Source organism: Akkermansiaceae bacterium, assembly GCA_024233115.1.
GTDB lineage: Bacteria > Verrucomicrobiota > Verrucomicrobiia > Verrucomicrobiales > Akkermansiaceae > Oceaniferula.
In genome coordinates, this window is record JACKQB010000001.1 from 738054 (window position 1) to 763347 (window position 25294).

General features: G+C 54.7%; 22 protein-coding genes and 1 riboswitch. Of the genes, 8 read left to right on the forward strand and 14 right to left on the reverse strand.

Going from position 1 to position 25294, the window contains the following annotated elements; all coding sequences use genetic code 11:
* Positions 1-44 precede the first annotated feature (44 nt).
* From H7A51_03090 to H7A51_03110, 5 genes are all read right to left on the reverse strand, one after another.
* On the reverse strand, positions 45-1043 hold the full coding sequence (locus tag H7A51_03090; GenBank protein MCP5535203.1) for a VWA domain-containing protein: 999 nt from the start codon (positions 1041-1043) through the stop codon (positions 45-47).
* Complete coding sequence (locus H7A51_03095) at positions 1040-1570, reverse strand: DUF4381 family protein (protein MCP5535204.1); 531 nt, start codon at positions 1568-1570, stop codon at positions 1040-1042. The genes H7A51_03090 and H7A51_03095 overlap by 4 nt, the downstream gene beginning before the upstream one ends.
* Positions 1571-1589: 19 nt before the next feature.
* Complete coding sequence (locus H7A51_03100; protein MCP5535205.1) at positions 1590-2480, reverse strand: DUF58 domain-containing protein; 891 nt, start codon at positions 2478-2480, stop codon at positions 1590-1592.
* Positions 2481-2732: 252 nt separating this feature from the next.
* Positions 2733-3311, reverse strand: a complete 579-nt coding sequence (locus H7A51_03105) for a helix-turn-helix domain-containing protein (GenBank protein MCP5535206.1) — start codon at positions 3309-3311, stop codon at positions 2733-2735.
* Positions 3312-3314: 3 nt separating this feature from the next.
* Positions 3315-3863: a hypothetical protein gene (locus H7A51_03110; GenBank protein ID MCP5535207.1), complete on the reverse strand. Its 549-nt coding sequence runs from the start codon at positions 3861-3863 to the stop codon at positions 3315-3317.
* Between the two features lie 262 nt (positions 3864-4125).
* On the opposite strand from H7A51_03110, the gene H7A51_03115 reads away from it, so the two are divergent.
* A complete protein-coding gene (locus tag H7A51_03115) occupies positions 4126-4776 on the forward strand; it encodes a PEP-CTERM sorting domain-containing protein (GenBank protein ID MCP5535208.1) in 651 nt (216 codons plus the stop codon).
* Between the two features lie 97 nt (positions 4777-4873).
* Here H7A51_03115 and H7A51_03120 read toward each other — a convergent pair whose 3' ends face one another.
* Complete coding sequence (locus H7A51_03120; protein MCP5535209.1) at positions 4874-5947, reverse strand: substrate-binding domain-containing protein; 1074 nt, start codon at positions 5945-5947, stop codon at positions 4874-4876.
* Positions 5948-6100: 153 nt separating this feature from the next.
* Here H7A51_03120 and H7A51_03125 point away from each other — a divergent pair, with 153 nt between their 5' ends.
* From H7A51_03125 to H7A51_03140, 4 genes are all read left to right on the forward strand, one after another.
* Positions 6101-6811 (forward strand): PEP-CTERM sorting domain-containing protein, encoded by a 711-nt coding sequence (locus H7A51_03125; protein ID MCP5535210.1) that lies wholly within the window; start codon positions 6101-6103, stop codon positions 6809-6811.
* 340 nt (positions 6812-7151) lie between these two features.
* The gene (locus tag H7A51_03130; GenBank protein MCP5535211.1) at positions 7152-7868 is read left to right on the forward strand and encodes a hypothetical protein; all 717 of its coding nucleotides are present in this window, start codon (positions 7152-7154) and stop codon (positions 7866-7868) included.
* Between the two features lie 52 nt (positions 7869-7920).
* The gene (gene bioB / locus H7A51_03135) at positions 7921-8916 is read left to right on the forward strand and encodes a biotin synthase BioB (GenBank protein MCP5535212.1); all 996 of its coding nucleotides are present in this window, start codon (positions 7921-7923) and stop codon (positions 8914-8916) included.
* Between the two features lie 54 nt (positions 8917-8970).
* A complete protein-coding gene (locus H7A51_03140) occupies positions 8971-10212 on the forward strand; it encodes a hypothetical protein (protein MCP5535213.1) in 1242 nt (413 codons plus the stop codon).
* On the opposite strand, the gene H7A51_03145 is transcribed toward H7A51_03140, so the two are convergent.
* Positions 10181-10684: a low molecular weight phosphotyrosine protein phosphatase gene (locus tag H7A51_03145; protein MCP5535214.1), complete on the reverse strand. Its 504-nt coding sequence runs from the start codon at positions 10682-10684 to the stop codon at positions 10181-10183. The genes H7A51_03140 and H7A51_03145 overlap by 32 nt on opposite strands.
* A 91-nt stretch (positions 10685-10775) precedes the next feature.
* Between H7A51_03145 and H7A51_03150 the strand changes: the two genes are divergently transcribed.
* Positions 10776-12353 carry a hypothetical protein gene (locus H7A51_03150; GenBank protein ID MCP5535215.1) on the forward strand — a complete coding sequence of 526 codons (1578 nt, stop codon included), beginning with the start codon at positions 10776-10778 and terminating at the stop codon, positions 12351-12353.
* Positions 12354-12424: 71 nt separating this feature from the next.
* On the opposite strand, the gene H7A51_03155 is transcribed toward H7A51_03150, so the two are convergent.
* The 5 genes from H7A51_03155 to H7A51_03175 form a co-directional block, all read right to left on the reverse strand.
* A complete protein-coding gene (locus H7A51_03155; GenBank protein ID MCP5535216.1) occupies positions 12425-13897 on the reverse strand; it encodes a hypothetical protein in 1473 nt (490 codons plus the stop codon).
* 204 nt (positions 13898-14101) lie between these two features.
* Positions 14102-15109 carry an iron ABC transporter permease gene (locus tag H7A51_03160; protein MCP5535217.1) on the reverse strand — a complete coding sequence of 336 codons (1008 nt, stop codon included), beginning with the start codon at positions 15107-15109 and terminating at the stop codon, positions 14102-14104.
* 10 nt (positions 15110-15119) lie between these two features.
* Positions 15120-15917, reverse strand: coding sequence for an ABC transporter ATP-binding protein (locus tag H7A51_03165; GenBank protein ID MCP5535218.1), 798 nt, complete (start codon positions 15915-15917; stop codon positions 15120-15122).
* 70 nt (positions 15918-15987) lie between these two features.
* Positions 15988-16923: an ABC transporter substrate-binding protein gene (locus H7A51_03170; GenBank protein MCP5535219.1), complete on the reverse strand. Its 936-nt coding sequence runs from the start codon at positions 16921-16923 to the stop codon at positions 15988-15990.
* Between the two features lie 80 nt (positions 16924-17003).
* Positions 17004-18857 carry a TonB-dependent receptor gene (locus H7A51_03175; protein ID MCP5535220.1) on the reverse strand — a complete coding sequence of 618 codons (1854 nt, stop codon included), beginning with the start codon at positions 18855-18857 and terminating at the stop codon, positions 17004-17006.
* 32 nt (positions 18858-18889) lie between these two features.
* A riboswitch (cobalamin riboswitch) is annotated at positions 18890-19052 on the reverse strand.
* Between the two features lie 171 nt (positions 19053-19223).
* On the opposite strand from H7A51_03175, the gene H7A51_03180 reads away from it, so the two are divergent.
* Complete coding sequence (locus H7A51_03180; GenBank protein ID MCP5535221.1) at positions 19224-19577, forward strand: TraR/DksA C4-type zinc finger protein; 354 nt, start codon at positions 19224-19226, stop codon at positions 19575-19577.
* A gap of 60 nt (positions 19578-19637) precedes the next feature.
* On the opposite strand, the gene H7A51_03185 is transcribed toward H7A51_03180, so the two are convergent.
* Together H7A51_03185 and H7A51_03190 are read right to left on the reverse strand one after the other, a co-directional pair.
* Positions 19638-21056, reverse strand: coding sequence for an arylsulfatase (locus tag H7A51_03185; protein ID MCP5535222.1), 1419 nt, complete (start codon positions 21054-21056; stop codon positions 19638-19640).
* Between the two features lie 11 nt (positions 21057-21067).
* Positions 21068-22603 (reverse strand): arylsulfatase, encoded by a 1536-nt coding sequence (locus H7A51_03190; GenBank protein MCP5535223.1) that lies wholly within the window; start codon positions 22601-22603, stop codon positions 21068-21070.
* A gap of 210 nt (positions 22604-22813) precedes the next feature.
* Between H7A51_03190 and H7A51_03195 the strand changes: the two genes are divergently transcribed.
* Positions 22814-25252, forward strand: coding sequence for a glycoside hydrolase family 95 protein (locus tag H7A51_03195; GenBank protein ID MCP5535224.1), 2439 nt, complete (start codon positions 22814-22816; stop codon positions 25250-25252).
* The last annotated feature ends 42 nt before the right edge of the window (positions 25253-25294 follow it).

The window sequence follows — 25294 nt, forward strand, 5'->3', positions numbered from 1 at the left end:
TGGTATATGGGTTTGGTATTTGGAGTTTAATCCGCCAGAGGCGCCTACGGTGCCGGGGGTGGGTTGAGGGCTTGGATGGTGAGCGCGATGATGGTGATGATGAGACTGGCGGCGATCAACCAGGGGAAGAGCTCCTCGGTGGTGACGGTACTATGCTGCTTGATATCGGTTTTTTCAAGTTGATCGATGGAGGCAAACGTGTCGCGCAGCTTGGCGGTGTCACGGACACGGTAGTATTCGCCGCCGGTGATGCGGGCGATATCCTGAAGCGTCTTGGTATCGAACTCCTGCTGGGGGTGGCTTTGCATACCGTTGGTGAGCCTCCCTTCCTCGGTGCCGATGGCAATGGCGTAGACCTTGACTCCGAGGACGGCTGCTTGTTTGGCGGCCTCAACGGGGGCGATGCGACCTGAGTTGTTAGAGCCGTCGGTTACCAGCACGACCACCTTGCTTTTGGCTTTTCGATCATAGAGCCGGGTGGCGGAAGCTGCGATGGCCGAGCCGATGGCGGTGCCCTGTTCCTTGACCAGGCCGGGGCGCAGTTCGCGGAGCTGGTCGATCAGCCAGTCGTGTTCCAGGGTAATGGGGCTGGTGACGTAGGGTCGGCCAGAGAATGCGACGATACCGATGCGGTCGTTAGGTCGTTGTTTGATAAACGCCTCCGAGGTGGCCTTGGCGACGGTGATGCGTTGTGCCCTGCGGTTGTTGAGTTGAAAATCGACGATTTGCATCGAGTAGGAGATATCGATGGCGAGGATGATATCGACGCCGCTTGCCTTGCGTTCGGTCAGTTCATTTTTGAGCTGTGGCCGGGCCAGGGCGATGATGGCGGTGGCCAGGGCGAGGGTCATCAGGGCGAAGGACAACGCGCCGGGGAAACGTTTTGGTTTTTCTCCCAGGCTGACAAGGATGGAGAGCGACGAGTAAGTGATGGCGGTGGGGGTGCCGTGTTTTCCTTGTAAAAAAAACAGCGGCACCAGCAGTGGCAGGCCGAGAAGCCACCATGGGTGGGCGAAGGTGAATTGCTGGAAAAAATCAATCATGTGCCCGTGGTGGGTGATTGCTCAGGTGAGACATTGAGCTCGATATGGGCGAGGACGTCAGCCGCCTGGTCGATGAGATGGGAAACGTGCTCCAGGTTGACGGAGGGGGCGTATTTGAGCTGTGAGAGTTCGTTCAGGTGGCTGGTGACCGGTTGCCGCGAATCGGGGTGAAGTTTTTCCAGGGCATGGGGGCGCAGGGTAAACTCCTCGTTGGTTTCAAAGAGTGCCGGGTCATCAAAGGCCGCTTCGAGGTACTGACGGATGATCAGTGAGATGCGGACGGCGATGGTCTGGGGCTGCTGATTCTCCGCCTCCGTTTTGAGCTTCTCCAACCGCTCCCGCGCTTTGTCCAGCAGCGTCTTACGGTGCCTGGTGGCAGATGTTTTTCGAAAAATAAAATAGAGGATGGCAACAATGACGAGAACCCCGATGCCGACAACTAACAGAAACCACCACGACAGCCACAGCGGTGTCGGCTCGGGCAGGAAGCCTCCCGGGTCGGTGATGTCATGGATAGCGGGTTTCATGTGGGTCAGGGGTCAGGGGTCAGGAGTTGCGGCGGCGGGTGCGGGCTTTGAACAGGCGGTGGAGGTGGGGGAGATAATCACCGGTGGTGGTGAGTTTGAGGTGGTCGATTCCTTGTTGTTTGAACAGCTTGGTGATGCCTTCGTTGTGTCGCCGGGTGAGTTTGCTGAAGCCCATGCGGAGGTTGCTGTTGTTGGTGTTGACGGTGGTCTGCCAGCCGGTTTCCGGATCGGTGAGGGTGACGGTGCCGATCTTGGGCAGCTTTTCCTCCATGGGATCGACCACGCGCAGGGCGATGGTGTCGTGTTTGCTGGCGAGTGCGCCGAGAGGACGTTTCAGATCGTGGGCGAAGAAGTCCGAGATCATAAACACGAGGGCCTTGCGTTTGACCGTGTGCAGGAGGAAATTGCATGCGGCTGGAATGGAGGTGCGTGGGTCTTCGGGATCGACGGCCAGGATTTCCCGGATCATGCGCAGGATGTGTTTGCTGCCTTTGGCGGGTGGGAGGTAGAGCAGGGGCTCGTTGGCAAAGAGCAGCAGGCCTGTTTTGTCGCCATTGAAATTGGCACTGAAGGCGATGACGGCGGCGAGTTCGGCGGCGAGTTCCCTTTTACTGAGGTATGTGCTACCGTAAAGGCTGGAGCCGGAGATGTCGACGGCGAGAATGACGGAGAGTTCACGTTCCTCGCGGAAGGTGCGGATGTAAGGGTGGTCCTTGCGGGCGGTGACATTCCAGTCGATAAAACGGGTTTCGTCGCCATGCTGGTATTCGCGGTAATCCTCGAAATCGAGACCGCTGCCCTTGAAAGAGGATTGGTATTCGCCACTGAAGGTCTCCCTGGCCAGTCGCCTCGCCTTGATCTCAAGGAGGTGCACTCGGCGCATGATTTCTTCGATGGAGTCGGGGGTCATGTTGTAGGGACAGGAGTCGGGAGTCCTCCTTGGCGGAGGCTTTGGTTTGCTGCCGGGGGAGGTTTGGTATTTGGAGTTTAAAGCTTAAAACTTAGCACACCGGGAGGATGTTGTTTGATCCTTGATTAGTCAATAGACTTGAGGGGGCATTTGCAACCCTGGAGAAGCTGGCGGTCTCCCCTGAAAAACCACGAAAAACCTGGAATTTGCAAGTGTAGCACGCGGAACCCGAATTCCCTCCTGATGATCATGCTATTGTAAACTATCCGATCCAGCCGCCGCATGGAGTTCTCGGTATTCGCCACAGGTTAAGCCTGATTCTTTTTTGAATAAGCGATAAAACTGGGCAACTGAGGAGTAGCCCAATTTGTCGGCAATAGCTGTGGCTGACATGTCGCTTTCAATGAGCAAGGCTTTGGCTTGATCCATGCGCCGGCGTCGAATCTCGGTGGCGACTCCGCAGCCAAATGTCTCTTTGAACTGGCGTTGTAATGATGCTCTAGAGATGCCTGCTTTGAGGGCAAGCTGATCCACAGTGATGGGGTCCCCGATATGTTGATCAATGTATTCGGTCGCCTTTGACAGCCCTTTTTGGGGCAGTGCGGTGGAGTCTCGTTGGATTATCTTTGCTCCTTGTGTGAAGTATACCTCAGCAGCGAGCTGCTCTCCCTGGATGAGTTTGTGGAGAGCCTCGGCAGCGTTGTAGCCTTGTTGCTTCATGTTGAGATCGATCGTGGTGATAGGGATCGCCAAATAGGCGGAATCTACCTCACGGTGTTGACCACTAATGATGGCGATGTCTTCAGGTATCTTTAGCCCTAGTTCCAACACGGCTTAGATCAGCTCCGCTCCCACTCGGTCGTAGGAGACGTAGATCCCTGCTGGGAGTGTTAGTGACTCGAGGTGTTTTAGCATCAGGGTGTGACGTGATTCTTTCTGATGGCGGAAATAACAGAGCTTGGTTTCGCGGCCTCGTTGCTTGGCTGATGCTTGGTAGCTTTTTACACGTAAATCATCGTGCCAACTGTGTCCCCAGCCTACGTAGCTTAAGTCTTTCACGCCTTGGCTTAAAAGATGGCCGGTAGCTAATTTAGCAGAAGTGCGCAGATCTGGAATGTATCTGGGGATTTCATATGCGGGGTAGTTGAGAGTGAGGTCGACCACCGGGCATCCGATGTCCATGAGATATTGAGACATGCCGGACTCCTGATTCTCTGGCATAAAGGAGCTAACAATTCCTGCTATTTCGCCCTGGTTATGTAGGGTGTGAAAGTTGTGGGGGTGGATGACTCTAATCGCATATCCATTGGATTGACCATACTTTGCTATGCCGCGATGAATTTGCTCATCATAGTCGTATGTTGCGTAGATGATGGTGCTCAAAAACATATGATAACTATTGTTGAATAGAGTGAGAATCAAGAGTGTGAACCAGTCATAGCTATGATTAAGGGGTCTCTAAACTGCCCTTGACTTTGTCTCATATTGAGACGTTTTGCAACTGTTTTTGAGATGTTGAGCTATAGGCAGGCACCGTAAACATGTGTATATATCTGATCTTCGTTTAAAGTGATTTAAAATGATGCGTGGTTACCTCATTCTGATGATCGAAAGCTGAATCAATGAATAAAAAACAATACTAAATATGAAGAAAAAGATACTATACACATCACTCAGCCTTGCTCTTGCAGCGTCAGCCCAAGCTGCAACTGTGGCTGTCGGTAATTCAACACCCATCTATGGCGCTACTCAAGGCATAGCGATCGATTTTGATACGACGACTGGTATTGCCGCTGACTGGACTCCAGACCTTTCCTCGTCAACGACCTATAACATTAACAGTGTTTCTGTCAGAGAAAGCAATTCTGTTGATGCGGATATTTACCTTGTTGTATACACAGGCTATGATGGCACTAACCTGACTGGCTTTCAGGGTGCTTCTACGAATACCGTAAACTTCAGCAGCAATACTGATGGAACCTTGGTTACCTGGAACTTTGCAGATGGTATCACAGTAACACCTGACAGCACTGCCGGGGGTGGTGCAGGAGTTCGCTATTTTGTCTTCCAAACAGGAAACACAGCAGAAGCGACCATCCACTCCAACGACTATGGGATTCGAAGAGCTGCTGATAGCTTTGATAACACGCTGTCTGCGATTATGAGAAATGGGCAGCCTGCAATAAACGGACGCAACCCTGATTATGCGGCTACGATCACTCCTGTGCCAGAGCCATCGTCCGCGGCCCTGCTCGGCCTCGGTGGTCTGGCGCTCATCCTCCGCCGCCGTAAGTAAGGCAAACGGGACCGCAAAGTAATTGAATTTTACAAGTCCGGTGCGGGTGTATTGCCAGCGCCGGATTTTTTTGTCTTCCGGCACGCTTTCAGGCAGCCTAGCGGGAGCGGACATTGGCCAGACTGTCTCCTTTTATCCAGACGGGAGGGACGAATGTTTCACGTGGGGGTTGCGGCTCCTGTGTTTGTTCTATGAGCAATTGCAGCGCTATTTCGGCGATGCGGCTGGGAGACAGGTCGAAATGTGCGATGGTGGGGAGCATATAGCGGAGGTGGTGATCCTGGGAGAGGAGAATCACGGAAACGTCATCGGGGACGGTGAGGTTTTTTGAGGTTAAAAATGAGTTGGTCATGAGCAAATCGGAGAAAACACTCAGGATCATACACGTGGGTGGAGTGAGTCGGAACAGGGGCTCAAGGCACTGGTGAAATTCTTGCACCGAATGCCCTTGGAGAAATGGCAGGTGGTAATTGGGTGAGAATTTCTGTCCGCACTGGGCGAAGTGATTTTCCAGGACGGAACTCAGGCGTTGATGAGCCGTCCCGGGTTTATTCCAGAGCGGGGCGCAAATGCGCTGGTGGCCATGTTCACGCGCTTTGCGAAATGCGGCCAGCACAAGCTCCTCGTAGGGGGTGCTGACCCGGGTGATCAACGGGCAGCTCGAGCCGATGCCGACGGCCGGGATTTTCATGGACGCAATCACTGTGGTATCGGCGGGTGAAAGGACGTAGAGAACCATCATTTGGGGGTTCAAGCGGCGTATCAATGCTTTCAATTCAGCTGGATCGGATGGTGATTTGATGAATTTCAATTCGATCGACCGGGCCGCGCACATTTTTTCCGTGGCCTGATAAACAACGTGCATCAGTTCTGAAGAATCATCGAGCGGTGTCCTCGCGATGAACAGGGCGAGATGAAGTTTTTTTGACCGCTGCGCTGCTATTTTCCGGAGGATTTTCTGGTTCACCCGGCGTTTCATTCCTTGTGAAGCCGGTTCGAGAACCCCTATTCCCTCCATGTGGCGGAACGCCTGGATGATGGTGCCCTTGCTTACTTGGTACTTGATGCTGGCTGCCCGTATGCCGGGTATCTTCGCCTCGGGGGTCTGGATTAAATCCTGCAGCAACTCTTCGGCGGTCTGCTTCCACAGGTAGTTGCGGGGTTTGGGCATGTCGGGAGAACTATACTATTTTGGGGTACAGTTCAATGGCCAGTTTTGCTGGAGGAGGGGGTGGAGTACGTCAACATTGTCGCATTGGCAGGCAATGCCTGACCGAAGCGGATATATTCAATATCTAACAAAACACGAAACTAACCATTAAACATGATGAAGACAACAATACTATCAATAGTCGGCGCACTAGCGGCCATGACGACAGGAACCCATGCCGCGCTGGTCAGTGTCATTGACGCAGCGGGGTCAGGAGCGGTGGACTTTGCCGGCACCACAACAGGTAACCGGATAAGCATGTCTGATTTTCAGACGGTCATCAATACGGTTGGCGACACTTCATTAGCGGGTGTCTTTGACAATGAAACGACTAACTCGGGCAACCTTAGTGGGGATGATGATTTTGGCGACCTCGCATCCGGTCTGACGATCACACACACCGGTGGTAACCGCTATGGGCGCAGTGATGTTGGTGAAGCCCGTGGTGTAGTCAGCGGGACAAAAGGCATGTTTATTGCCGGGACCGATACGTTTACCCTCTCAGCACCAGTCGGGCGATTATTCAGCCATTTTGGATGGGTCGCCTGGGGCACAGCCACGGATGGCTACAATGCGACAGCCAACTTCAGTGGAGGTGGTAGTGCAACAGGCACAAGTGTGGGAAACAACGGCCAGACATTCATCGGGTTTGTCGCACCGTCCGGTGAAAGCATCACTTCGGTCAGCTTTACGAAGAGCAGTGGTCTTTCTGGCTATGGTGGTGGTGATGATATAGCTTTTGCTACCGTTGCAGTCCCCGAGCCATCTTCCACAGCTCTGCTCGGCCTTGGTGGTCTGGCTCTGATTCTCCGCCGCCGGAAGTAATCCTTGGAAAAAACCGAAATCAATCTGCAAGCCCCGTGAGCCGTTCGGTTCACGGGGTGTTTTATTTATTTTTTGTTATTTATCTGAACCCTTGTCCTTGGACTCAGGCAGCGCCGATAGCGCAACGACCGAGGCGGATCGGCGAATGTTGCGCCGGCGGGGTTCCCAGGGGGGCTGATGGCGCGACAGTTTTGCCGAGCCGTCCTATTCACGGGCAGGGAGGGATCTTGGTCGGGATCTTGGTTCCCCACGATCATTCTGGTTGATCCAACGCGCGATGAGTCATACTCAGGACTTTAGCCTCGACATTAGGGACCTGGCTGACTAGGCTTCGCACCCCATGCGCGTTCTACTTTTGAGCCTTCTAATGCTGGCCTGTTCAGGTGTTTCCGGGCTGTCTCCGGCTGCCTATGCCGCAACTTCCGTAGCCAACCAGCGTCACATCATCCTCTGCGGTGGCCCCGCCCTGCGGAAATGGGAGAATTATCGCGTGCAGCGTGACCAGCACGACCGCTGGTGGGCCAATTTTGTCCGTGCTTCAACACTGCGTATGGACGAAATCCGTCGTGCCTATGGCAATGAGGCCCCGATCACCTGGCTTGTCTATCGGGCAGGCTATGCCGCCAGGGGGCGTGAGGACGGCAAACCCTACACCACCTGGCTCACTGAGCTTGCCGCAAAACGCAAGGTCACCCTCGTCTGGGTGAACGATGGCACGGAAGTCATCAACGCGATCAATCGCCACCCATCGAACTCCGTCATGACCTTCGATTTTTTTGGCCATTCGAACAAACACTGCTTTTTACTCGACTACAGTGGACAGATCATCGGTGCCAGCAAGGCCTGGATTCATGAAAACGATCTTGCGCGTATCCGCCGGGGCGTTTTTGCCCGTAATGCCCAATGCCAGAGCTGGGGGTGTCATACCGGCGAGAGTATGAGCGCATTTTGGAAACGGGCCACCGGGCACAGCATGCTCGGTGCCAGGGGTAAGACCAACTACGAGGCCGTTGGCCAGGGCCGGATGCCCACCGTATCCGGCAGTTGGGTGCGCTAGACCAATCCCCGGACCCGACTTTTACGAACCACCATCCACCACAACCAAATCAATGAAATACGAACAGCTTAAGGAAATCTACGAACTTCCGTTTTTTGAACTCTTTCACAAAGCCCGCGAGGTGCATATTGCCAATTGGCCTGAAAATGAAATCCAGCTGTGTACGCTGCTCTCGATCAAGACCGGCGGCTGTTCCGAAGACTGCTCGTATTGTTCGCAATCGTCACGCCACCAATCTGAAATCCAGCGTGAGCCGCTGATGGAGCTGCCTGCCGTCATGGAGCGTGCTACGGCCGCCCGCGACAACGGCGCGACCCGCTTCTGCATGGGTGCCGCCTGGAAGGGTGTGAAGACCGGGACCAGGCAGTTTGATGATGTGCTCGAAATCGTGCGCAACGTCGCCTCCCTCGGTATGGAAGTCTGTGTCACCCTCGGCGAGCTGGGGGCGGCGGAAGCCAGGCAGCTCAAGGAGGCCGGTGTGACCGCATACAACCACAACCTCGATACCTCCCGCGAGCACTATCCCAAGATTGTGACCTCTCACACCTATGATGATCGACTGAAAACCATCCGCCACGCACAGGACGCGGGTATGAGTGTTTGCTGCGGCGGTATCCTCGGTCTGGGTGAAACGGTGGAGGATCGGTTGAAAATGTTGGAAGTGATCTCCGAGTTCAACCCGCAGCCCGAGAGTGTGCCGATCAACTCCCTGATGCCGATGCCGGGGACTCCGCTGGCTGAAGCCAATTCGGTGGATATTTTTGATGTCATCAAAATGGTAGCCGTGGCGCGTATCGCTTGTCCCAAGGCCAAGGTGCGGCTCTCTGCCGGTCGTCACCAGATGTCGGAAGAGGGGCAGACCATGTGTTTTTACGCAGGTGCCAACTCGATATTCTATGGCGAGAAACTGCTCACTTCCGAGAACTCTGCCATTAAGAAAGATCTCAGCCTGATTGGTAAACTTGAGATCAATCCTCTCAAGCCGAACCCGGACATGGAGGCTCCGGCCAAGGAGCTTACCAAGGAACTCGCCCCCTGTTGCGAGTAATGCCGTGGTAGGGCGGATTGGCCTCGATCCGCCGCAGCTATCACCACAAACATCATGAACATCGCCATCACCGGCATTGGCCTGACCAGCGGTCTGGGCGACGGTGCGGACGTGCACGTGCAGAAAATCTCCGCCGGGCAACACGCGCTTCGTCCATTGTCCGGCTTGTTCGGCAAGGATTTCCACCACGCCGAACTCAACGCCGCATGGATTGAAAACAGGAAGATCATGCTGTCCCGCAAATGGGCACCGGCATCGATGTTGTCACTGCATGTGGCGAGGCAGGCCATTGCCGATGCCGGTCTGGACACATCCGACCTCAGGGATGCCGCTGTCATCGTTGGCAGTAGCCGTGGTAATGTTGCCGGCTGGGTATCCGACTGGCCGACGCGTCGCCCCTTCGCCCTCATGGCAGCCAGCAATTCGATGCATGGGGAGCTCGCCTCCGCCGTGAGTATCGAACTTGGTATCAAGGGACCCTGGCAGGTGATTTCCAGCGGCTGCGCCGCCTCCCTCGACGCCATGGGAATGGCGTGGATGATGATCCGACAAGGTATCGTCAAACGCGCCATCGTCATCGGTGTCGAACTGCCGTTGATCCCGGAGGTGTTAAAGGCCTACGAGCGCACAGGGGTCCTGGCAACGGGTTCGGTGAATGATCCCTACTCACCTGACGCCGGCGGTTTCTTTCCAGGTGAGGCAGGCGCGGCGGTTGTGTTGGAATCGGTGGATGCTGTGGTTGCGCGTCGACAGGCGATGGAGTCAGCCTACCCCGGTGGTCATCTTACTTCCAAACTAACTCACAAAGAGCAGGCAAACGCGATGATTCAAATGACCGGTTACTGGTGTAACTCGGACGCCGACTCCCCCATTGGAATGCCCAGTGATGGAGCGGGCTTGCGCGACTGCTTGGCCAGGGCGGTGCAGGATTTGGAAAACGAACCCGAAATCGCCGCGATCTGCCCTCACGCCAGCGGAACCTTGCTGCACGGTAAAGCCGAGCTGGCGGCACTCAGGGCGGCATTGCCGGATGATCAAAGGATTTCCCTCCACCCGCTGAAACCCTTTACCGGTCATACCGTCGGCGCCAGTGGCATCCTCGATGTCGCCATCCTGGCACGTTTCCTCCGTGACCGGCAACTGCCACCGAATTTACCCGACAATACCAGCCCGGATGAGCCGTTTACCCTGGCTCCTAACAAACTCGCAGCAGAGGGATCCACCCTGTTGAAAATCGCCGTCGGCATGGGGGGGCACAACTCGATTATCTCGCTCCGCTCTCCATCTGTTTCCTAACATATTCAAGCAACTGCGCGCAACCGTCCTCCAGCATATCGGCGACCAGTTCAAAACCCGAACCACTCCCGTAATAGGGGTCCGGGACTTCGGGCAGCTGATGATCCGGATCCACGCAGAATGTAGTGAACTTACGGACTTTCCGCTCATATTCCGGACTGCCGGCCAGAGCGATCACACGCTGGTAGTTATCGTTGTCCATGGTCAGAATAAGATCAAAATCGAGTAAATCCTGGGCGGTGAAACGTCGCGCTTTCCCAGCAACCGGAATATCCCGGTTGCGTAAGGTCTTGCACATCCGTATGTCGGGCGGCTTGCCCGGGTGGTAATCGTGGGTGCCTGCGGAGTCGATGTTGATGACCTCTTCCAGCCCGGCTTGTTTGACCTGGTGGCGGAGAATGTTTTCAGCAGCAGGTGACCGGCAAATGTTGCCCATACAGACAAAAATCACATTGAAAGGCGTTCTTGGCATGATGGCCCGATGCTGTAGAATTTTCCCCATGCTGGCAAGGATGGTATTATGGATGTGTGTGGTGATGTGCCCTGGGGCCATAGCTGCGGAGATGAAGCCCAATGTCATCGTGATCCTGAACGAGGGGGAGGGGCCATTTGGGGAGAAGGGGGAGAACTCGAAAATGGAGAACTATTTCCGCCCCGACAAAGGTGAGGAGACCAAGACCGGGGTTGTCTGGGATGTCTATGAGTCCACCTTGCTGGCGGCCCAGGGGCGGGCTGCGCTGACAGCGGCGTTGATCCATGGGAAAGAGTCGTTGCAAGCGGGTGTGGTCGAGGAAATGGGGTGGCGGCGTAAAGCTGTCACCGGTCCGGGGTTGTTGGATGTTTATCGCAAGGCCGGTTATACATCACTTTTTTACGGAAATTGGAAATTGGGGGACAGTCCTCCCTTTGATCCGCGATCAAGGGGCTTTGACGCAGCGCTGGTGGTTCAGTCGGGTCACCTCAACCACGAATGGGGATCTGGCGGACTGGCTTCGGTGGATCACCAGGCGAGGCTCAAGAGCTTCACGGAGTGGACGACGAAGGGTAGGCCGGTTTTTTGTTTGATCGACGATGGTCATGCATCCTCCCAGGCAGCCACGGCCAGGATGATAAAGGACTTTGCGGTCGCCCAGATGAAAAATGAGGCGAGGCCTACGGTGCTTATCGTGATTGCTGTCAACGAGCACCGGGGGCTCAAGGAGGGGGAGGCGGGGTTCTATGATGTACTGAAATGGTCCCTCTATGCAGCAGGTATAAAAAATGAAGAGGCCAAACACCTTGCGTGGCGGCAATCGGTCCGCGTCGACAAGGATTTATCCACGGGGCTGGCTGGTCTTATTGGCGGGGCTGGCGAGCTCAAGCGTGATTTCTACTTTTTTCATCAAGCGGGTTGGAAGGCAGACGCCGCACCTGAAAAATACCGCCACCGGGGTTCTCTCGTGGTTGGCAAGGGGCATGCCCTGGTGAACGGGCTCGAGCTATACCCCTTGTCCGGTGGGCTCGAGCCGGATCTAACCAAGCCGCTTGATATCAGTGAAAACCAACAACTTCACAGCGCGCTGCTGGCAGCCCATGCCAGGTGGTGGCAACAGACTCGTGAGGCATTGTATGACCCCCGGGCTTTTTCGGTGGGAGCTGAAAACCAACAAGTGACCCGGTTGACAGCGGAGGACTGGAGACCCTCAAAAATCATCCATCAAGATGGCACGGCGCCGTCTTCCAAGCCGATCATTTTTCAAGACTCCCTGGTGGATGTGCTCAACGCTCTTCGCACGGATGAACACTACCGCAATACGTTCCCCGCCTATTCCGGTAGCTGGTCGGTGAACATCATCCGGGCTGGCCGGTATAGAATCACAGCAAGCCTGTTACCCAGGGAGGTAAGTAAACCCGAAGAAAAAGCTTTAGCCGTCCTCCGGGGGGGAGAGGCGTTTGTTCAATGGGGTCGCAACAAAGTGCAACTCCGTTTACTCGATGGGGCGACTGCCGTGTCTGTCCTGACTGACGCCGATGCCGGTGTCACCGACCTCGAGTGCTGGTTTACTGGTCAACTCGCCCTCGAACGGGAACTCGGTGCCTTCTTTGTGGAAATAGAACGCGTAGGCGACAAAAAATTCGACCTCAAGCCAGAGGCCCGTTGATGAAGCCAGCGGGGAACTCTGGCGGGTAGGTGTTCATTGTTTGCGTAACGAACAACATCAAATGCAGCGCGTCATCTGGGGACCAGCTCAGCATGTTTTCCTTGTATCAATATCTGGTTTTGATCAAACGGGAGTCGCCTCAAGATCGATGACGCTGAGTTGCTCTCCAGGAAAAGTGGCAGTAGCCTGCCGTTCTGTCCCGCTACTTTTGCTTCAATACAGCGTGGTTTACCTTGGACACGGTAGTGGGACCATGCAATCCCCTGCTTGTCTAACCAGTCAGCGAAGTAATCAAGCTGCGAAAAAAATCGATAGACTTCAGGCATATCCGTGGCAGGTCCACTTGCAATGTTTTTCAGGTATTTGAAGCGGTGTGTAACCAGTTCGCCGGTGTCGACACGACGCAAAGGGATTTCGATCATTGGCATTGCAGGGTCCTGAACATAGGCGGGCTGAAGCCACGTCGTTCTGGTCATTTGACAGGATGACCGTGCCCTTTCCGACAGGTCGATGAGTTGTTTTGAATGCTGGTTGCAAACAGCTAGGAAAACATCGATACACAGCATCTGCTTGCGAACCCGCTCCTTGATGTTGCGGGGGGTAGGATAGGTGCCTGTGGATGTATCCAGTCGGTTTTCCAATAAAAAAGAAAGCGCACCCAGCAGCCCAGCCTTGTTACGGAAATTGTGTGCCGACAGGCCGCCATGGGTGATGTTCTGATGGGTGCGGGTAATTTCGCCGAAATAGTGATTTGCCCGGAGTCCGTTGCTTCGAACCGTTTTCAGAATGCGGGGGAGCATGACGGTTGCGCTGAAGTCTTGTAATGGTTTGTCCACATTCGGGTTGTTGGCATACTCGAACTGGGCTTCAACATCCGTTAGCCATCCTTCCGCGCCCAGGCTTTTTTTCTTCAGCACCGCCGATTCATGGACATCGAGGACCACATGGGGCTTGAACTCCATAAGGGCTTTGTTCAAGGCCGTGCTTTCCGGCGCTGCCAGCAGACCGTAGTCGGTACTCAAATTGACACCCCGGGCATTGACCCTTTTTTTATTTTCAATACCGTCCGGATTAGCTGCGGGAACGATCAGGATTTCCATGTTCCTGAGCCAATCCGGTCGGTTTCGGCCCGTGGTCCAGTTTCCGACCATTACCAGCAGGGCTTCGCATCCGGATATCTCGCTACCATGCTGGGCGGCCAATAACATGACGCGCAGTTTTTTTTCGGATTTTGGATTCTCTCTTTCGCCCGTTTCAATATGCAGGGCTTCGATAGGATGCTGGTTGACCGTTTTCCCGAGGATACGCAGTTGCACCGTGATTTCCCCTGATGGGTATGCGACGAGCCGTTGGAGGTATTCTGAACGTTTTGCGGCTCCCGACAATTGCTGGTAATTGCTCTGTTCAAGGGGGCTGTTCAGCTTTTCTGATGCCTCCGCAGGCACAGTCGATGTTAAAACAAGAAAGCACAAATTGTAGCCAAGCTGTTTCCAGCCACCGCCGGAAATAAGTTTTTTACCTATGTATGTTAGATTTGCTGTCATCGTGGAGGCTGGGGTTGGGTATGGCTGAGATGGGTATCGAACCCGGCATGGGGAATGGCCGTTTACCGGGGAAGAGAATGGCCGGGTTGTCGCTGTGTGGGTGCGTATTTCCACATTCCCAGCCACCTTGCATCATAGCCCTCCCAGCCGCCGCGCCAAGGAGTTTTTTGGGGTGGTTGGTTACCGGGCTCAAGGCGAGCTGGCTTACCGATATGTTTCCGCGTTACGCGATTTCCTAAACAACAGCCAGAGGAAAAACGGACCGCCGAGGATGGCTGTGATAATACCTACGGGGACTTCCGCAGAGGTGGAGATAGTGCGGGCAAGGGTGTCACACAGGGTGAGGAAGACTCCGCCAAACAGGATGGATGCCGGGACCAGGTTACGGTGGTTGGCTCCGACGATGAGTCGGCAGATGTGGGGTGCCATGATGCCGACAAATCCGATTGGCCCGCAGACGGTGACGATACCGGCAATCATCAGCGAGACGGCGATAAAGAGGATGATCCTCATCCGCTCGACGCGGAGTCCGCAACTGGCAGCAAGGTCGTCATTGATGGACAGCAGGTTGAGCTCGCGATGCAAAAAACCGGTGATCAAGGCACCGCTGGCTACGAAGGGAAAGATCTGCAACAGGGTGTCCAGACTGGCTCGGCTCAGGTCACCCATCAGCCAGTGGAGGATGCGGAAGGAGTCGCTCATATCCCCGAGGTATTGGAGCAGGAGGATCAGGCTGGAGAAAAAGAAACTGATCGCCACACCAGCTAACAACATCGTGTTTGGCGAGATGTTGCCGGTGGCTCTCGCGATACCATAAACGACCGTGATCGAACCCATGGCTCCCAGAAGGGCGGCGAGAGAGAGTCCGGAGATTCCCAGGATGGTCAGGTTGAGACCAAGGAAAATGGCGAGTGTTACCCCGAGTGATGCGCCACCGGCCACACCCAGGGTAAACGGCGTGGCCAGGGGGTTGCGGAAGATCGCTTGGAATACAACGCCACCGAGTGACAACCCCATTCCCGCAAGCATCGCCAACAACACACGCGGCACCCGTATTTTCCAAAAAATCATGGTGTCGAGACCGTCACCCGTCGGTTTGAAAACCACATCCCACGCAGGCCGGTATTCCCCGAGCCATGGCATCACAAGCAAGGTCACTGCCGCCAATGGCAGCAGCACGAAGTAGATGAAATGACGGGGAGATTTGACCATTTTACAGGGGTCAGGGGGTGGGGTGGTGGCGTGTGGGCAGGATAATGGGGTGGCCGCTTTCCGGGTGCGGTTGCACGATCCAGTGGGCGTCAAATACCTGATGCAGGATTTCCGGGGTCATGAATATCGCGGGCGCGGCATCTGCGATGACCCGGCCGCGTGACATACCGATGATGCGGTCAAAGTCCATCGCCGCCCAGTTCAGGTCGTGGGTGACCGTGACGATGGTGGTTTGACGATTTCCACCGATTTCCCCGAGCAGCAGCTGAATCGACTCATGTTGTTTGGGGTCGAGATGGGCCGACGGTTCATCAAGCACGAGGATGGGTGTTTGCTGGGCGAGGGCGGCGGCGATGTTGACCTTTTGTCGTTCGCCGCCACTGAGTGTGGAAATGGCTTGGTTCTCGAGGTGTTGGATGCCGGTTCGGTGGGTGGCTTGTCGGGCGATGCTTTCGGCATTCGGGTCACGCGGGATGATGCCCCCCCTCTGCGCATGGGCGTAGCGGCTCATCATGATGAATTCCAACACGGTGAACGGGATGTTGTGCTCAAGTTGCTGGGGGACGTAGCCTATTGCCCGGGCTATGTCCTGACGGCGTAGTTGTGCCAGAGGTTTTCCATTGAGCTCGATCGATCCCGACCCGCTACGGATAAATCCTAACAAACAGCGCAGCAGGGTGGTTTTCCCTGCGCCGTTCGGGCCGACGATGGCAATGCGCTCACCCGTCTCGACGGTGATGGAAACATCATCGAGTAAGCGTTTTTCACCAATGCTGAGGGTGAGCTTATGGAGGTGGATGGATGGCATGGAGTAGGAATCCGCGCCTGCGGCACCGGCAGGATGTGGGCATGGGATGTCGGCAGGTTGGAAAACTGCCCTACTTTGAGACAGCTTGGGCGAAAATTTCAAGGGTGTCGATAAATCGTGGTCCCGGGATCATGTGTTTATGTTCGTGGAGGAAGATGATGCGTTTGTTTTTGACTGCTTTGAGTTCGTTGTATGCCTGCCACTGTTTTTCAAGTGTATCCCGGCCTTTTTCTTGCCAGACATCCTCGCGAATCAGCTCGATGATGATGTCCGGGTTGAGGTGGATGAGTTTTTCCCGTGAGAGCAGGGGGTAGGCCACGGGTCCTTGATAGGCATTCTCCCCTCCCACCATGTTGATGTATTCCTGGTGCACGCCCTTGTTTCCCGCTGCGATGACCCGGTCAGGAAATGCGGAGTTGGTGTCACGTTCAATGCAGACGAGAATGCGTGGCTTGATTCCCGAGTCGCCTGCCTGGTGGGTCAGGATGTTGACCCTTGCCCTCATCGTCTCGACGATATGGTTCGCCAGGGCCTCCCGGTGTAGGGCTTTGCCTAGAATGGAGATGGATTCGATCACCCCCTGTGTGCTGGTGTGATCGAGGCTAATGGTGTGGATACCCATGGTTCCCAGCTTTTCTGACAAGGCCCGCTGCTCTTCTAACAATATGACGCAATCGGGTTCGAGCGCGAGCACCGCTTCATAGTCGAGATCGACATAACCACCGACCACCTTTTTGTCCTTGGTCTCGGGTGGGTAGTTGCAGAAACGGGAAACGCCAACGAGTTTATCGTCCAGTTCGAGTTGATAGATGATTTCGACAATGCTTGGTGAAAGACCGATGATCCGTTGGTAGTCGGTGGCTTGCTCCGAAGCGGTGGGCTTTTCACTCGCGCATGCCTCCATCCATTGCCGTGCGGCGTAGCAACCGAAAAAGGCGGTTGCTATGGCGATGGCAAGCAGGACAAAACGTGATCGCTGCAGGGTATGGGAACGGGTGTTATTCATCGGTGCGTCATCGGACAGTATGCAGGAACAAGACCCGTGTGCCAAGCGGGTCTTGCATGAATAAATGCGCGCGGATCAACTTACCATTCGATCGTGATACCGGCGAAGGCACCGGTGCCACGGGCTGGAAACCCGTCGATTTCAGCATACTTCTGGTTGAAGAGGTTTTCGACCCTGCCATTGAAGCTGACGGAGTCATTCAGCTGGTAGCGCAGGTAGAGTCTGGCAGTGGCGTAGTCTTCGGCATCAATCCGGGCAAACGTGGAGGCATCGACGTCCTCCCGGTTGGCGACCCAGGTAACGCCTGCACCGAGTAGCAGTTTGTCAGTGATCTTACCATTGATATCGGCGTTGAGAGTGTGGCTGGGACGGCGTAATAAGCGGGTTCCCGTGGTGAGGTTTTCCGCTTGCAGCCATGTGTAGGCAAGCCGGGTCTGGATGCGCTCATCCAGGAATGTGGCTCGGTAGCTTAGCTCGACGCCGCGTGTGCGCGCCTCTTGGATGTTCATGGCCGTGTACGTAGGAGGCGGGCCAAAGGCGATCATATTGTCGATCTCATTATGGAAATAGGTGAGGTCGATTGATGATGTCTTGGAGGTATCCAAGGTGATCCCGGCATCCCAGCCGAGCGATTCCTCTGACTGGAGATCGAGGTTGCCACCGGAGCCAAAGAAACCAAACAGGTCCACCGCCGACGGCCGGCGGAAGGCACTTGCCACGGATGCGTGGAGTTTCGCCAGTTCACAGGCTTGATATGATCCGGCAATACGGAAGGTGGTGCTGCTTTCACCCTCATCGTAATGGTCGTAGCGCATCCCCCCGAGCAGGTCAAACTGACCGTCAACGTGCCAGCGGTGCTGGAAATAAATGGATTCACTTTGCTCGGAGAATTTTCCGATGCCTGCCCCACTGTTGGTGGTATCCAGGTAGGTGACGCCTATGCCGGCGCTGGTTTCGTGTTGTTCATTCCAGGTGTACCGGTTTGCCCAGCTGACATTCTGCGACTCGGATTCGACCAAGGAGTCGGCAAACCCGCCCGTGTTCGTGAACTTGCTTTGGTAGCCGTTGAAACTCAGTTTGGTGTACCACGCATCGGTCAGATGGTGTTCGATGAATACGGAGTAAACCGTGTTTTCCGTTTCATTGACAGCATAAGGGGTGAAGCCGAGGGGAGGAAGTTCGGTCTCGAAATTCAACACGCGAAGAGTGAATCCGACGCTGGTGGTATCTGAGATGGAGTAGTCGAGCCTGACCCCGGCGTGTAACGACTCGTGGTCGTTGAGCTTGCGGTCATTGGCGGTCTGGTTCCAGGAAACAAAGCTGTTATAGGAGAGCTTGCCCTCCTGGCCTTGGAAACTGATACCGCTGTTGGTTGTATCAAATGACCCGAACTCTAACCAGGCCCTGTTTGTGCCATGGTCACTCCCTTTGTCGAGTGACAGGCTGAGCACGCCGCCGATGGCATCACTGCCGTAAAGCGCGCTTTGTGGCCCACGCAAGAGCTCAATACGTTCTCCAGAATGGATCCCGGCACCCGAAAGAATGTTAGATGCGGGGAATGGGAACACCCGGGAGTTGGTGAGTTTGACACCGTCGACAAAGAGGGCGGTGTGGTCGGATTCCGTTCCCCGGGTGAACAGGGAGCTGATAGTGCCGTTTCCTCCACTGGAGAAGATGTTGACCCCAGGGGAAAACAGAATGGCATCATTCAGTGTTCTAATACCGATATCCTGTAGGAGTCCGGCATCCTCGACGTTGACCCGAAGGCCTGTGTCTTCCTTGCCGGTCGAGAATCCTGTAGCGAGAATCGTCGATTCATCAAGGGTTTCGGGGTGGGCGAATAGCGAAGCGTGGGTGAATAGCGAAGCGGCCAAAAGCAGGCTTCCCGTCGGTGTGGGCGCTTTGCATGAAAGCGCGGTAGTTGTTTTTTTCATGTTGTGTTGAGTGTTTCCTGTTATCCGCAGGAAGTGAGCTCAACCTCTGTGGCTGGTTTTCTGGCTTTTCATGTCATTGGCAGTGAACATGGATTACAGTGGCGTAACCGCTCCGGAATGATTGCTGTTTTTCAATGGCAATGTCACCGGATTCCCCATCTATTTCCTGCCCGTGCTACGGGCTTCCCTAGAGGTGTCACGGGGGGTGTTTGTTTACGCCCCCGTGACTTGGTGGTGCTGGACATACGGGGGGATCCAGGGAATGGCAATGAGATAGCAAAATAAGCACAGTCAGAAACCGATCATGCGTAGCGCATCACACAAGGTTGTGCTACCTTTGGCGTGTTAAACAATCCAATCACTATTATGACTGAAAACGAAAAAAATGAACTGCGTGCAGCTCTGGTTGGTCAACGAAATCACGTACTCAGAGATGTCAATCGGCATGGGGTGAAGACGGGAGTTGGCAGCGGGGTTATTGCGGATGAAACGGAGCGGGCTGATGTGATCGCCGAAAACATGGTAGAGCATCGGTTAGGATTTTCTGAGAGTAAGCTGCTGGAGAAAATCGAGTATGCCCTGGAGCGGCTTGACGAGGGGAGCTACGGAATTTGCGATGACTGTAAAAAGCCGATTAACATCGAGCGTCTGAAGGCCAAGCCCTCTGTATCGCTCTGTATCAAATGCCAGACCGCGAAGGAGGCGTTGATGAGTCGTTAAGCCACGTCTTGTGGATAGAGCCTGACCAACGGCTGACACTGGGTGTGGCCGTTGGTGCATTTACTGTTGCGTTGGCGTACTCCGACCGCTGGATTTGTATTTATTCAGTAGGGTGGTTAGCTCCTGAACGATTTCCGGGTGGGCGTGATAGACGTTTTTTGTTTCTCGTACATCAGCCTCCATATCGAAAAGTTGGAGTTTGCTTTTGTCTGACTTGTCAACCTTGGTCCGGCCTCCGGAGCCGCGGCCGACAATGAGTTTCCACTTGCCTTTGCGGATGGCAAACATGCCGCTGATGGAGTGGTGGACGGTGGCCTCGCGGAGTGCCTTGTCGCCCTGTTTGCCGGTGAGTACGGGCACGATGCTGTAGCTGTCTTCGCCGGCGTCTTTTTCGAGAGTGGTGCCCGATACCTCGGCGGCGGTTGCCATCAGGTCGGTGGTGCAGACGACTTGTGTACTCACAGTTCCCGAGGCTGCCTTGCCGGGCCAGGTGACGATGTAGGGAACCCGGTGGCCACCTTCGTAGGCGTCGGTTTTCTGACCTTTGTAGATGTGGTTGGGGGAGTGACCTGTCTGGACGACGCCGTATTGTTCTGGCACGGCAAAGGAGGCATTGTCGCTGGTGACGATGAGCAGGGTGTTTTTGAAGAACCCTTTTTGTTGAAGCGAATCGATCACCTGGCCGATCACCCAGTCCATTTCGTGCACGTAGTCACCGTAGTCGTTGGCTTTGGTTTTGCCGCGGAAATCGGCGTTGGGAACAACGGGTTTGTGCGGAGCGGGGAGGGGGAGATAGAGGAAGAAGGGGGTCTCTTCGCTTTGTGATGAGATGAATTCAACGGCCTGTTTGCCGACAAGGGGGAGGTAATCCTCGTGCACAAAATCCTTGGCGATGGCACCTTTGCGCCAGTATTTGGGGTAGGTTGAATCACCGATGCTTTCGGTCGGCTGGGAAACGACCCGGTCATTTTTTATCAGCGTGTAGGGTGGCATATCGAGTGATGCGCTGATGCCGAGAAAGTAGTCGAAGCCCAGAGTGGTTGGTCCACGTTTGATCGGTTGGGTGTGATCCCAATGCCTGCCCTTTTTGGCGAAATTCATGCCGAGGTGCCACTTGCCGATGCAGGCGGTGTGGTAGCCTTGTTTTTTGAGCAAGGAGGCCACGGTCTCGCGGCCTTCCTCGATCAGTGCGGGGCTAAAGCCATTGAGGACGCCTCTTTTGAGTCGACTGCGCCATGCGTAGCGTCCTGTCAGCACGCCATAACGGGTCGGGGTGCAGACCGAGGAGTTGCTGTGCGCATCAGTAAACCGCATGCCTTCAGCGGCGAGAGCATCGAGGTGTGGGGTCGGGATTTTCGAGTCCTTGTTGTAGCAGGAGAGGTCGCCGGAGCCCAGGTCATCGGCGAGGATGAAAACAATGTTAGGTTTTTCAGCGGCCTGCACAAAGACACTGGAGAGCAGGCTGGTGATGAGTAGGATGGTTGTTTTTTTCACTTTAGGTCGACCCTTTCCGAGTTGAGTTGTGCTTTGAAAATGGGGATGAGAGTTTTGACTACCTCCGGATGTTGTTTTGCGATGTTGTGATGTTCGCCGGGGTCTTTGAGGATGTCGTAGAGTTGGAAACGGTTATCCTTGAGTTGGATGAGCTTCCAGCCTTTGCGGGTGATCAGGGTGCTTTTGCCCATCGGGCCCCCGCTTTGGATGAAAATCCAGTCGTGGTCATGGGTTTGATTTTTTCCGAGGAGGGTTGGGAGGTAGGAAATGCCGTCTTTTTTCGCAGGTGGTGCGATACCTGTGATGTCTGCGAGGGTCGGCATGAAGTCGTAGTGGGTGGACAGAAGCGGAGTCTTTGAGCCGGCTTTGATTTTACCAGGCCAGCGCACGATCATCGGGCAGTTGACGCCACCCTGGAAAGCACACCACTTCAGTCCCGCGCGGCCACCTGCACCATCAAAAATGTCCCCCCCGTTAGAGGTTCTCCATTTTTTATCCGTGAGGTTGGCCTTGGACCCGTCAGCAAGTTTTCCTGATCTCCAGGTGTGCTTGGGAAGTTTCCCCTTGTTGTTCATGTAATAAGTTTCATGTCCATTGTCGGAGGAGAAAAAGACAATGGTCTTGTCGTCGATGCCTTGCGTTTTAAGTTCTGCCATGATGGCACCCACGGTATCGTCTAACATTTTGACCATGGTGGCGTATTTTTTCTCGGAAAGAGTCAGGTCATTGCGGTTTTCGTAGTCGGGATGGAGCTTGTTGACGGCCACGGGGCCGTGGGGGAGCTGGGTAGGGTGGTAGAGGAAGAATCGTTCATTTTTGTGTTCGCGGATGTATTTGAGGATGCCCTCCTGAAAAACGTCCTGGGAGTAGGTCTCACCACCTGAACCTACAGGGTCCAGTCCCTTTTCATCTCGTTTGCCGCAATCGATGGAGGTGTTGCCTTTGAGTATGAATTTTTCCCCGTTGCGCCAGAGGTAAGCTGGGTAGAACCCGTGGGCGCGGACGTGATCGTAGTATCCCTCGTAGTGATCCCAACCGTGGCGGGTGAGCAGCGAGTGCCAGGTGAGGAAGCCGATATCGAGTTTGCCAAACTCAGCGGTGTGGTATCCGGCTTGCTGGGCGACCTGGGCGAGGAATCGCTCGTTTTCCGGCACCGGTTTCGCGTTGTCCTGGATTTTCTTGAATGCAGCGTCCCATTGTTCCGGGCTGAGTTTTTTTGAATCGAGTTGTTTGAGTTTGCCTCCACCCGTATGTGAGCCTGAGCCTTTCCGACCGTTGTGCATGCCGGTGATCAGACTCCAGCGGGCCGGCGCACAGAAGGGGTTGCCGTAGTAGTTGGAGAAACTCATGCCCTCGGCGGCCAGTTTGTCGATATGTGGGGTGGTGACAATTTTCTGTCCATTGTGGCCGAGCATGCCCGGGCCGAGGTCGTCTGCCAGGATCAGGATGACGTTGGGGCGGTCGGCGGTAGCTGGCGGAGTTGCCGAAACAGTGGCGACAAGGATGAGGGCAAAAAGGATGAAATATTTCATATCGGTAGACTAGGTGAACACATACGTAGCCAGAAGTAAGAACTTTGCATTATGGCGGAAATCATCGCTGGATTCGAAGAAATGGGTGGATTTTTGTCGTCAATTTTCTCAATATCCGTCACGATGGGAAAAAGCCATTACCTGGGGAAAAAGCCATTACTTGGGGAGTAAGTGCTTTTCAAACCAATCACTCCAATTAGCTGGAAACCGATGAACGTAACCCGACGAACGAAGTTAAGCCTGGTGTGGCCAGTGCTTGTATCCGCCTCCCTTGTTCATGCCAACGAGTTATACGACCGCACCATGTGGTTTGCCAAGCCTGCTGAGTCGTATGGCATGAAAAGTCCACTGCAAAGCTGGAAGGTGGAGAACCAGAAGCGCACCCACAAACCCAACCCGGATCAGGCGTGGGAGAAGTATGGCTTGCCTTTGGGGAATGGATTTATTGGCGCTATGATTTATGGCGGAACCTCGTATGAGCGGGTGCAGCTGAACGAACACAGCATCTGGAGTGGTGGGCCAGGCTCAAAGGATTTCATCAAGGATCAGAACAAACACGATGCCCACAAACACCTTGCCGAGATCCGCGCTCTTCTTCTCAAAGGAGATAAAGCGAGTTTAAAAGAGGCACAGGCATTGAGCACGGAACACCTGCGTGGGCTGGGTCATGATGATCGCGACCAGGCGGATGTGAACTTTGGCCGTTATCAAACGCTGGGCGAACTGGTCATCGAAACCGGGCATCCTGCCGAAAGTGATGGGCTGAAATACCGCAGACAGCTCGACCTCACCACAGGCGTGCATAGCGTGAACTACCAACACGCTGGCGCTGCGTTCACGCGCACCAGTTTTTGTTCAAACCCCGACCGTGTGTTAGTGTTGAATTTCTCCGCCGACAAACCGGCTCAACAGAATCTGAAACTCAAGTTTTTTACGCCACACGACATCAAACCGACATCGGAAAAGGGAGTCTTCATCGCCTCCGGTAAACTGACAAACAACGGCCTGCAAATCGAAGCCCGTATCGGAGTGGTTCACCAAGGTGGAAAAGTATCTACCTCCGGTGAGGGAATCGAAGTCACCGGCGCGGATTCTGTGAGCTTCATCCTGGTAGCAGGAACCGACTACGCCCAGAGCTACCCGGATTACAGGGGCGTGCATCCTGCTGAAAAGAATACCAAAACCCTGTCCTCCGCGATGGCCTTGGGCTTGGATAAACTGAAGGAGCGTCACATTGCCGATCACAAGAAGCTCCACGGACGAGTTGCCATCGATCTTGGCGAGACTCCTGAATCGATCAGAAAACTTCCACTCGATGAACGGGTGAAGCTGAATAAAAAAACAGCCGACCACGACTTAGAAGAACTCTATTTCCAGTTTGGTCGGTATCTTCTCATTGGAAGCTCCCGTCCCGGTGGTCTTCCAGCCAACTTGCAAGGCATCTGGTGCAACGAAGTGATTCCTGCTTGGAACAGCGACTACCACCTCAACATCAACCTGCAAATGAACTACTGGCCGAGCGGTCCGTGTAATTTGTTAGAATGTCAGGAACCGCTGATTGCCTACACGGATTCCATGCGCAAGCCCGGCGCCATCACAGCCAAGGCTTACAGCAATGCACGTGGCTGGACCGCTAACCTTGCTGGAAACCTTTGGGGATACACCGTGCCTCATCCCGGAAAAGGGAGGCCTCGCTTCTGGGCGTATTTCCCTCTCGCTGGAGCCTGGTTGTCGACACATGCCTTTGAGCAGTATGCCTTCGGAGTTGATGCGGATTACTTGCGCCAGTCAAGCTGGCCGATTCTTTCAGAAACAGCCGACTTCCTGGTCGATTACCTCTATCTGCTGCCCACCGGCGAGCTTTCCAGCACACCGAGTTGGTCGCCTGAGCATGGTCCGATTTCCAAAGGAACCACGGCCGACATTGCGATGGCGCGGGAAGCATTGAAAAATGCCATCCAAGCAGCCGAGGTGTTAGGTGAAAAAGGTCAGCGTGTGGAGTCGTGGAAAACTGCCATGGCTAAACTCGTCCCCTACAAAATCGGCCAGCACGGCCAGCTCCAGGAATGGTATGAGGACATCGATAATCCGAAGGACAAACACCGCCACCTGAACCACCTCTTTGGTCTGCATCCTGGAAGTCAGATTAGCCCTGTCCATACACCTGAGTTAGCCAAGGCTGCGAAGACGACTCTGACCATGCGCGGCGATGGCGCTACGGGCTGGTCGATGGGTTGGAAAATCAACTTCTGGGCCCGCATTCACGATGGTGACCACGCTTACCTGATGGTGCGCAATTTGCTCAAGAACGGCACCAATCCCAATCTTTTCGATGTGCATGCGCCATTCCAGATCGATGGTAACTTCGGTGGGTGTGCAGGTATTGCCGAGATGCTGATGCAGAGTCATTACCGCATGGATGGTGGGGAAATCGATCTCCTGCCAGCCCTCCCTAAAGACTGGCCGGCTGGATCGGTCAGGGGTCTGTTGGCGCGAGGTGGATTCACCGTTGATCTGGCTTGGAAAAACAGTGTGCCTACATCCGTCACGATCAAAGCGTCCAAGGCGGGCTTGGTGACGGTCCGGTTTAAGGGCAGGACATGGCAGCGCCAGATGAAGGCCGGCGAAACCTATCAGGTTACACCCTGAGGAAACGGCGCAGCCGGCAAACAATGCCACCGTTTACCGAAA

What these genes read in the sequence shown, in the direction of transcription:
- H7A51_03125 (MCP5535210.1), top strand. Translation starts at nt 6,101, where the DNA reads ATGATGAAGACAACAATACTATCAATAGTCGGCGCACTAGCGGCCATG.
- H7A51_03090 (MCP5535203.1), bottom strand. Translation starts at nt 1,043, where the DNA reads ATGATTGATTTTTTCCAGCAATTCACCTTCGCCCACCCATGGTGGCTT.
- H7A51_03165 (MCP5535218.1), bottom strand. Translation starts at nt 15,917, where the DNA reads ATGCCATCCATCCACCTCCATAAGCTCACCCTCAGCATTGGTGAAAAA.
- H7A51_03180 (MCP5535221.1), top strand. Translation starts at nt 19,224, where the DNA reads ATGACTGAAAACGAAAAAAATGAACTGCGTGCAGCTCTGGTTGGTCAA.
- H7A51_03140 (MCP5535213.1), top strand. Translation starts at nt 8,971, where the DNA reads ATGAACATCGCCATCACCGGCATTGGCCTGACCAGCGGTCTGGGCGAC.
- H7A51_03150 (MCP5535215.1), top strand. Translation starts at nt 10,776, where the DNA reads ATGAAGCCCAATGTCATCGTGATCCTGAACGAGGGGGAGGGGCCATTT.
- H7A51_03190 (MCP5535223.1), bottom strand. Translation starts at nt 22,603, where the DNA reads ATGAAATATTTCATCCTTTTTGCCCTCATCCTTGTCGCCACTGTTTCG.
- H7A51_03145 (MCP5535214.1), bottom strand. Translation starts at nt 10,684, where the DNA reads ATGCCAAGAACGCCTTTCAATGTGATTTTTGTCTGTATGGGCAACATT.
- H7A51_03095 (MCP5535204.1), bottom strand. Translation starts at nt 1,570, where the DNA reads ATGAAACCCGCTATCCATGACATCACCGACCCGGGAGGCTTCCTGCCC.
- H7A51_03195 (MCP5535224.1), top strand. Translation starts at nt 22,814, where the DNA reads ATGAACGTAACCCGACGAACGAAGTTAAGCCTGGTGTGGCCAGTGCTT.
- H7A51_03130 (MCP5535211.1), top strand. Translation starts at nt 7,152, where the DNA reads ATGCGCGTTCTACTTTTGAGCCTTCTAATGCTGGCCTGTTCAGGTGTT.
- H7A51_03115 (MCP5535208.1), top strand. Translation starts at nt 4,126, where the DNA reads ATGAAGAAAAAGATACTATACACATCACTCAGCCTTGCTCTTGCAGCG.
- bioB (MCP5535212.1), top strand. Translation starts at nt 7,921, where the DNA reads ATGAAATACGAACAGCTTAAGGAAATCTACGAACTTCCGTTTTTTGAA.
- H7A51_03100 (MCP5535205.1), bottom strand. Translation starts at nt 2,480, where the DNA reads ATGACCCCCGACTCCATCGAAGAAATCATGCGCCGAGTGCACCTCCTT.
- H7A51_03155 (MCP5535216.1), bottom strand. Translation starts at nt 13,897, where the DNA reads ATGACAGCAAATCTAACATACATAGGTAAAAAACTTATTTCCGGCGGT.
- H7A51_03175 (MCP5535220.1), bottom strand. Translation starts at nt 18,857, where the DNA reads ATGAAAAAAACAACTACCGCGCTTTCATGCAAAGCGCCCACACCGACG.
- H7A51_03160 (MCP5535217.1), bottom strand. Translation starts at nt 15,109, where the DNA reads ATGGTCAAATCTCCCCGTCATTTCATCTACTTCGTGCTGCTGCCATTG.
- H7A51_03170 (MCP5535219.1), bottom strand. Translation starts at nt 16,923, where the DNA reads ATGAATAACACCCGTTCCCATACCCTGCAGCGATCACGTTTTGTCCTG.
- H7A51_03120 (MCP5535209.1), bottom strand. Translation starts at nt 5,947, where the DNA reads ATGCCCAAACCCCGCAACTACCTGTGGAAGCAGACCGCCGAAGAGTTG.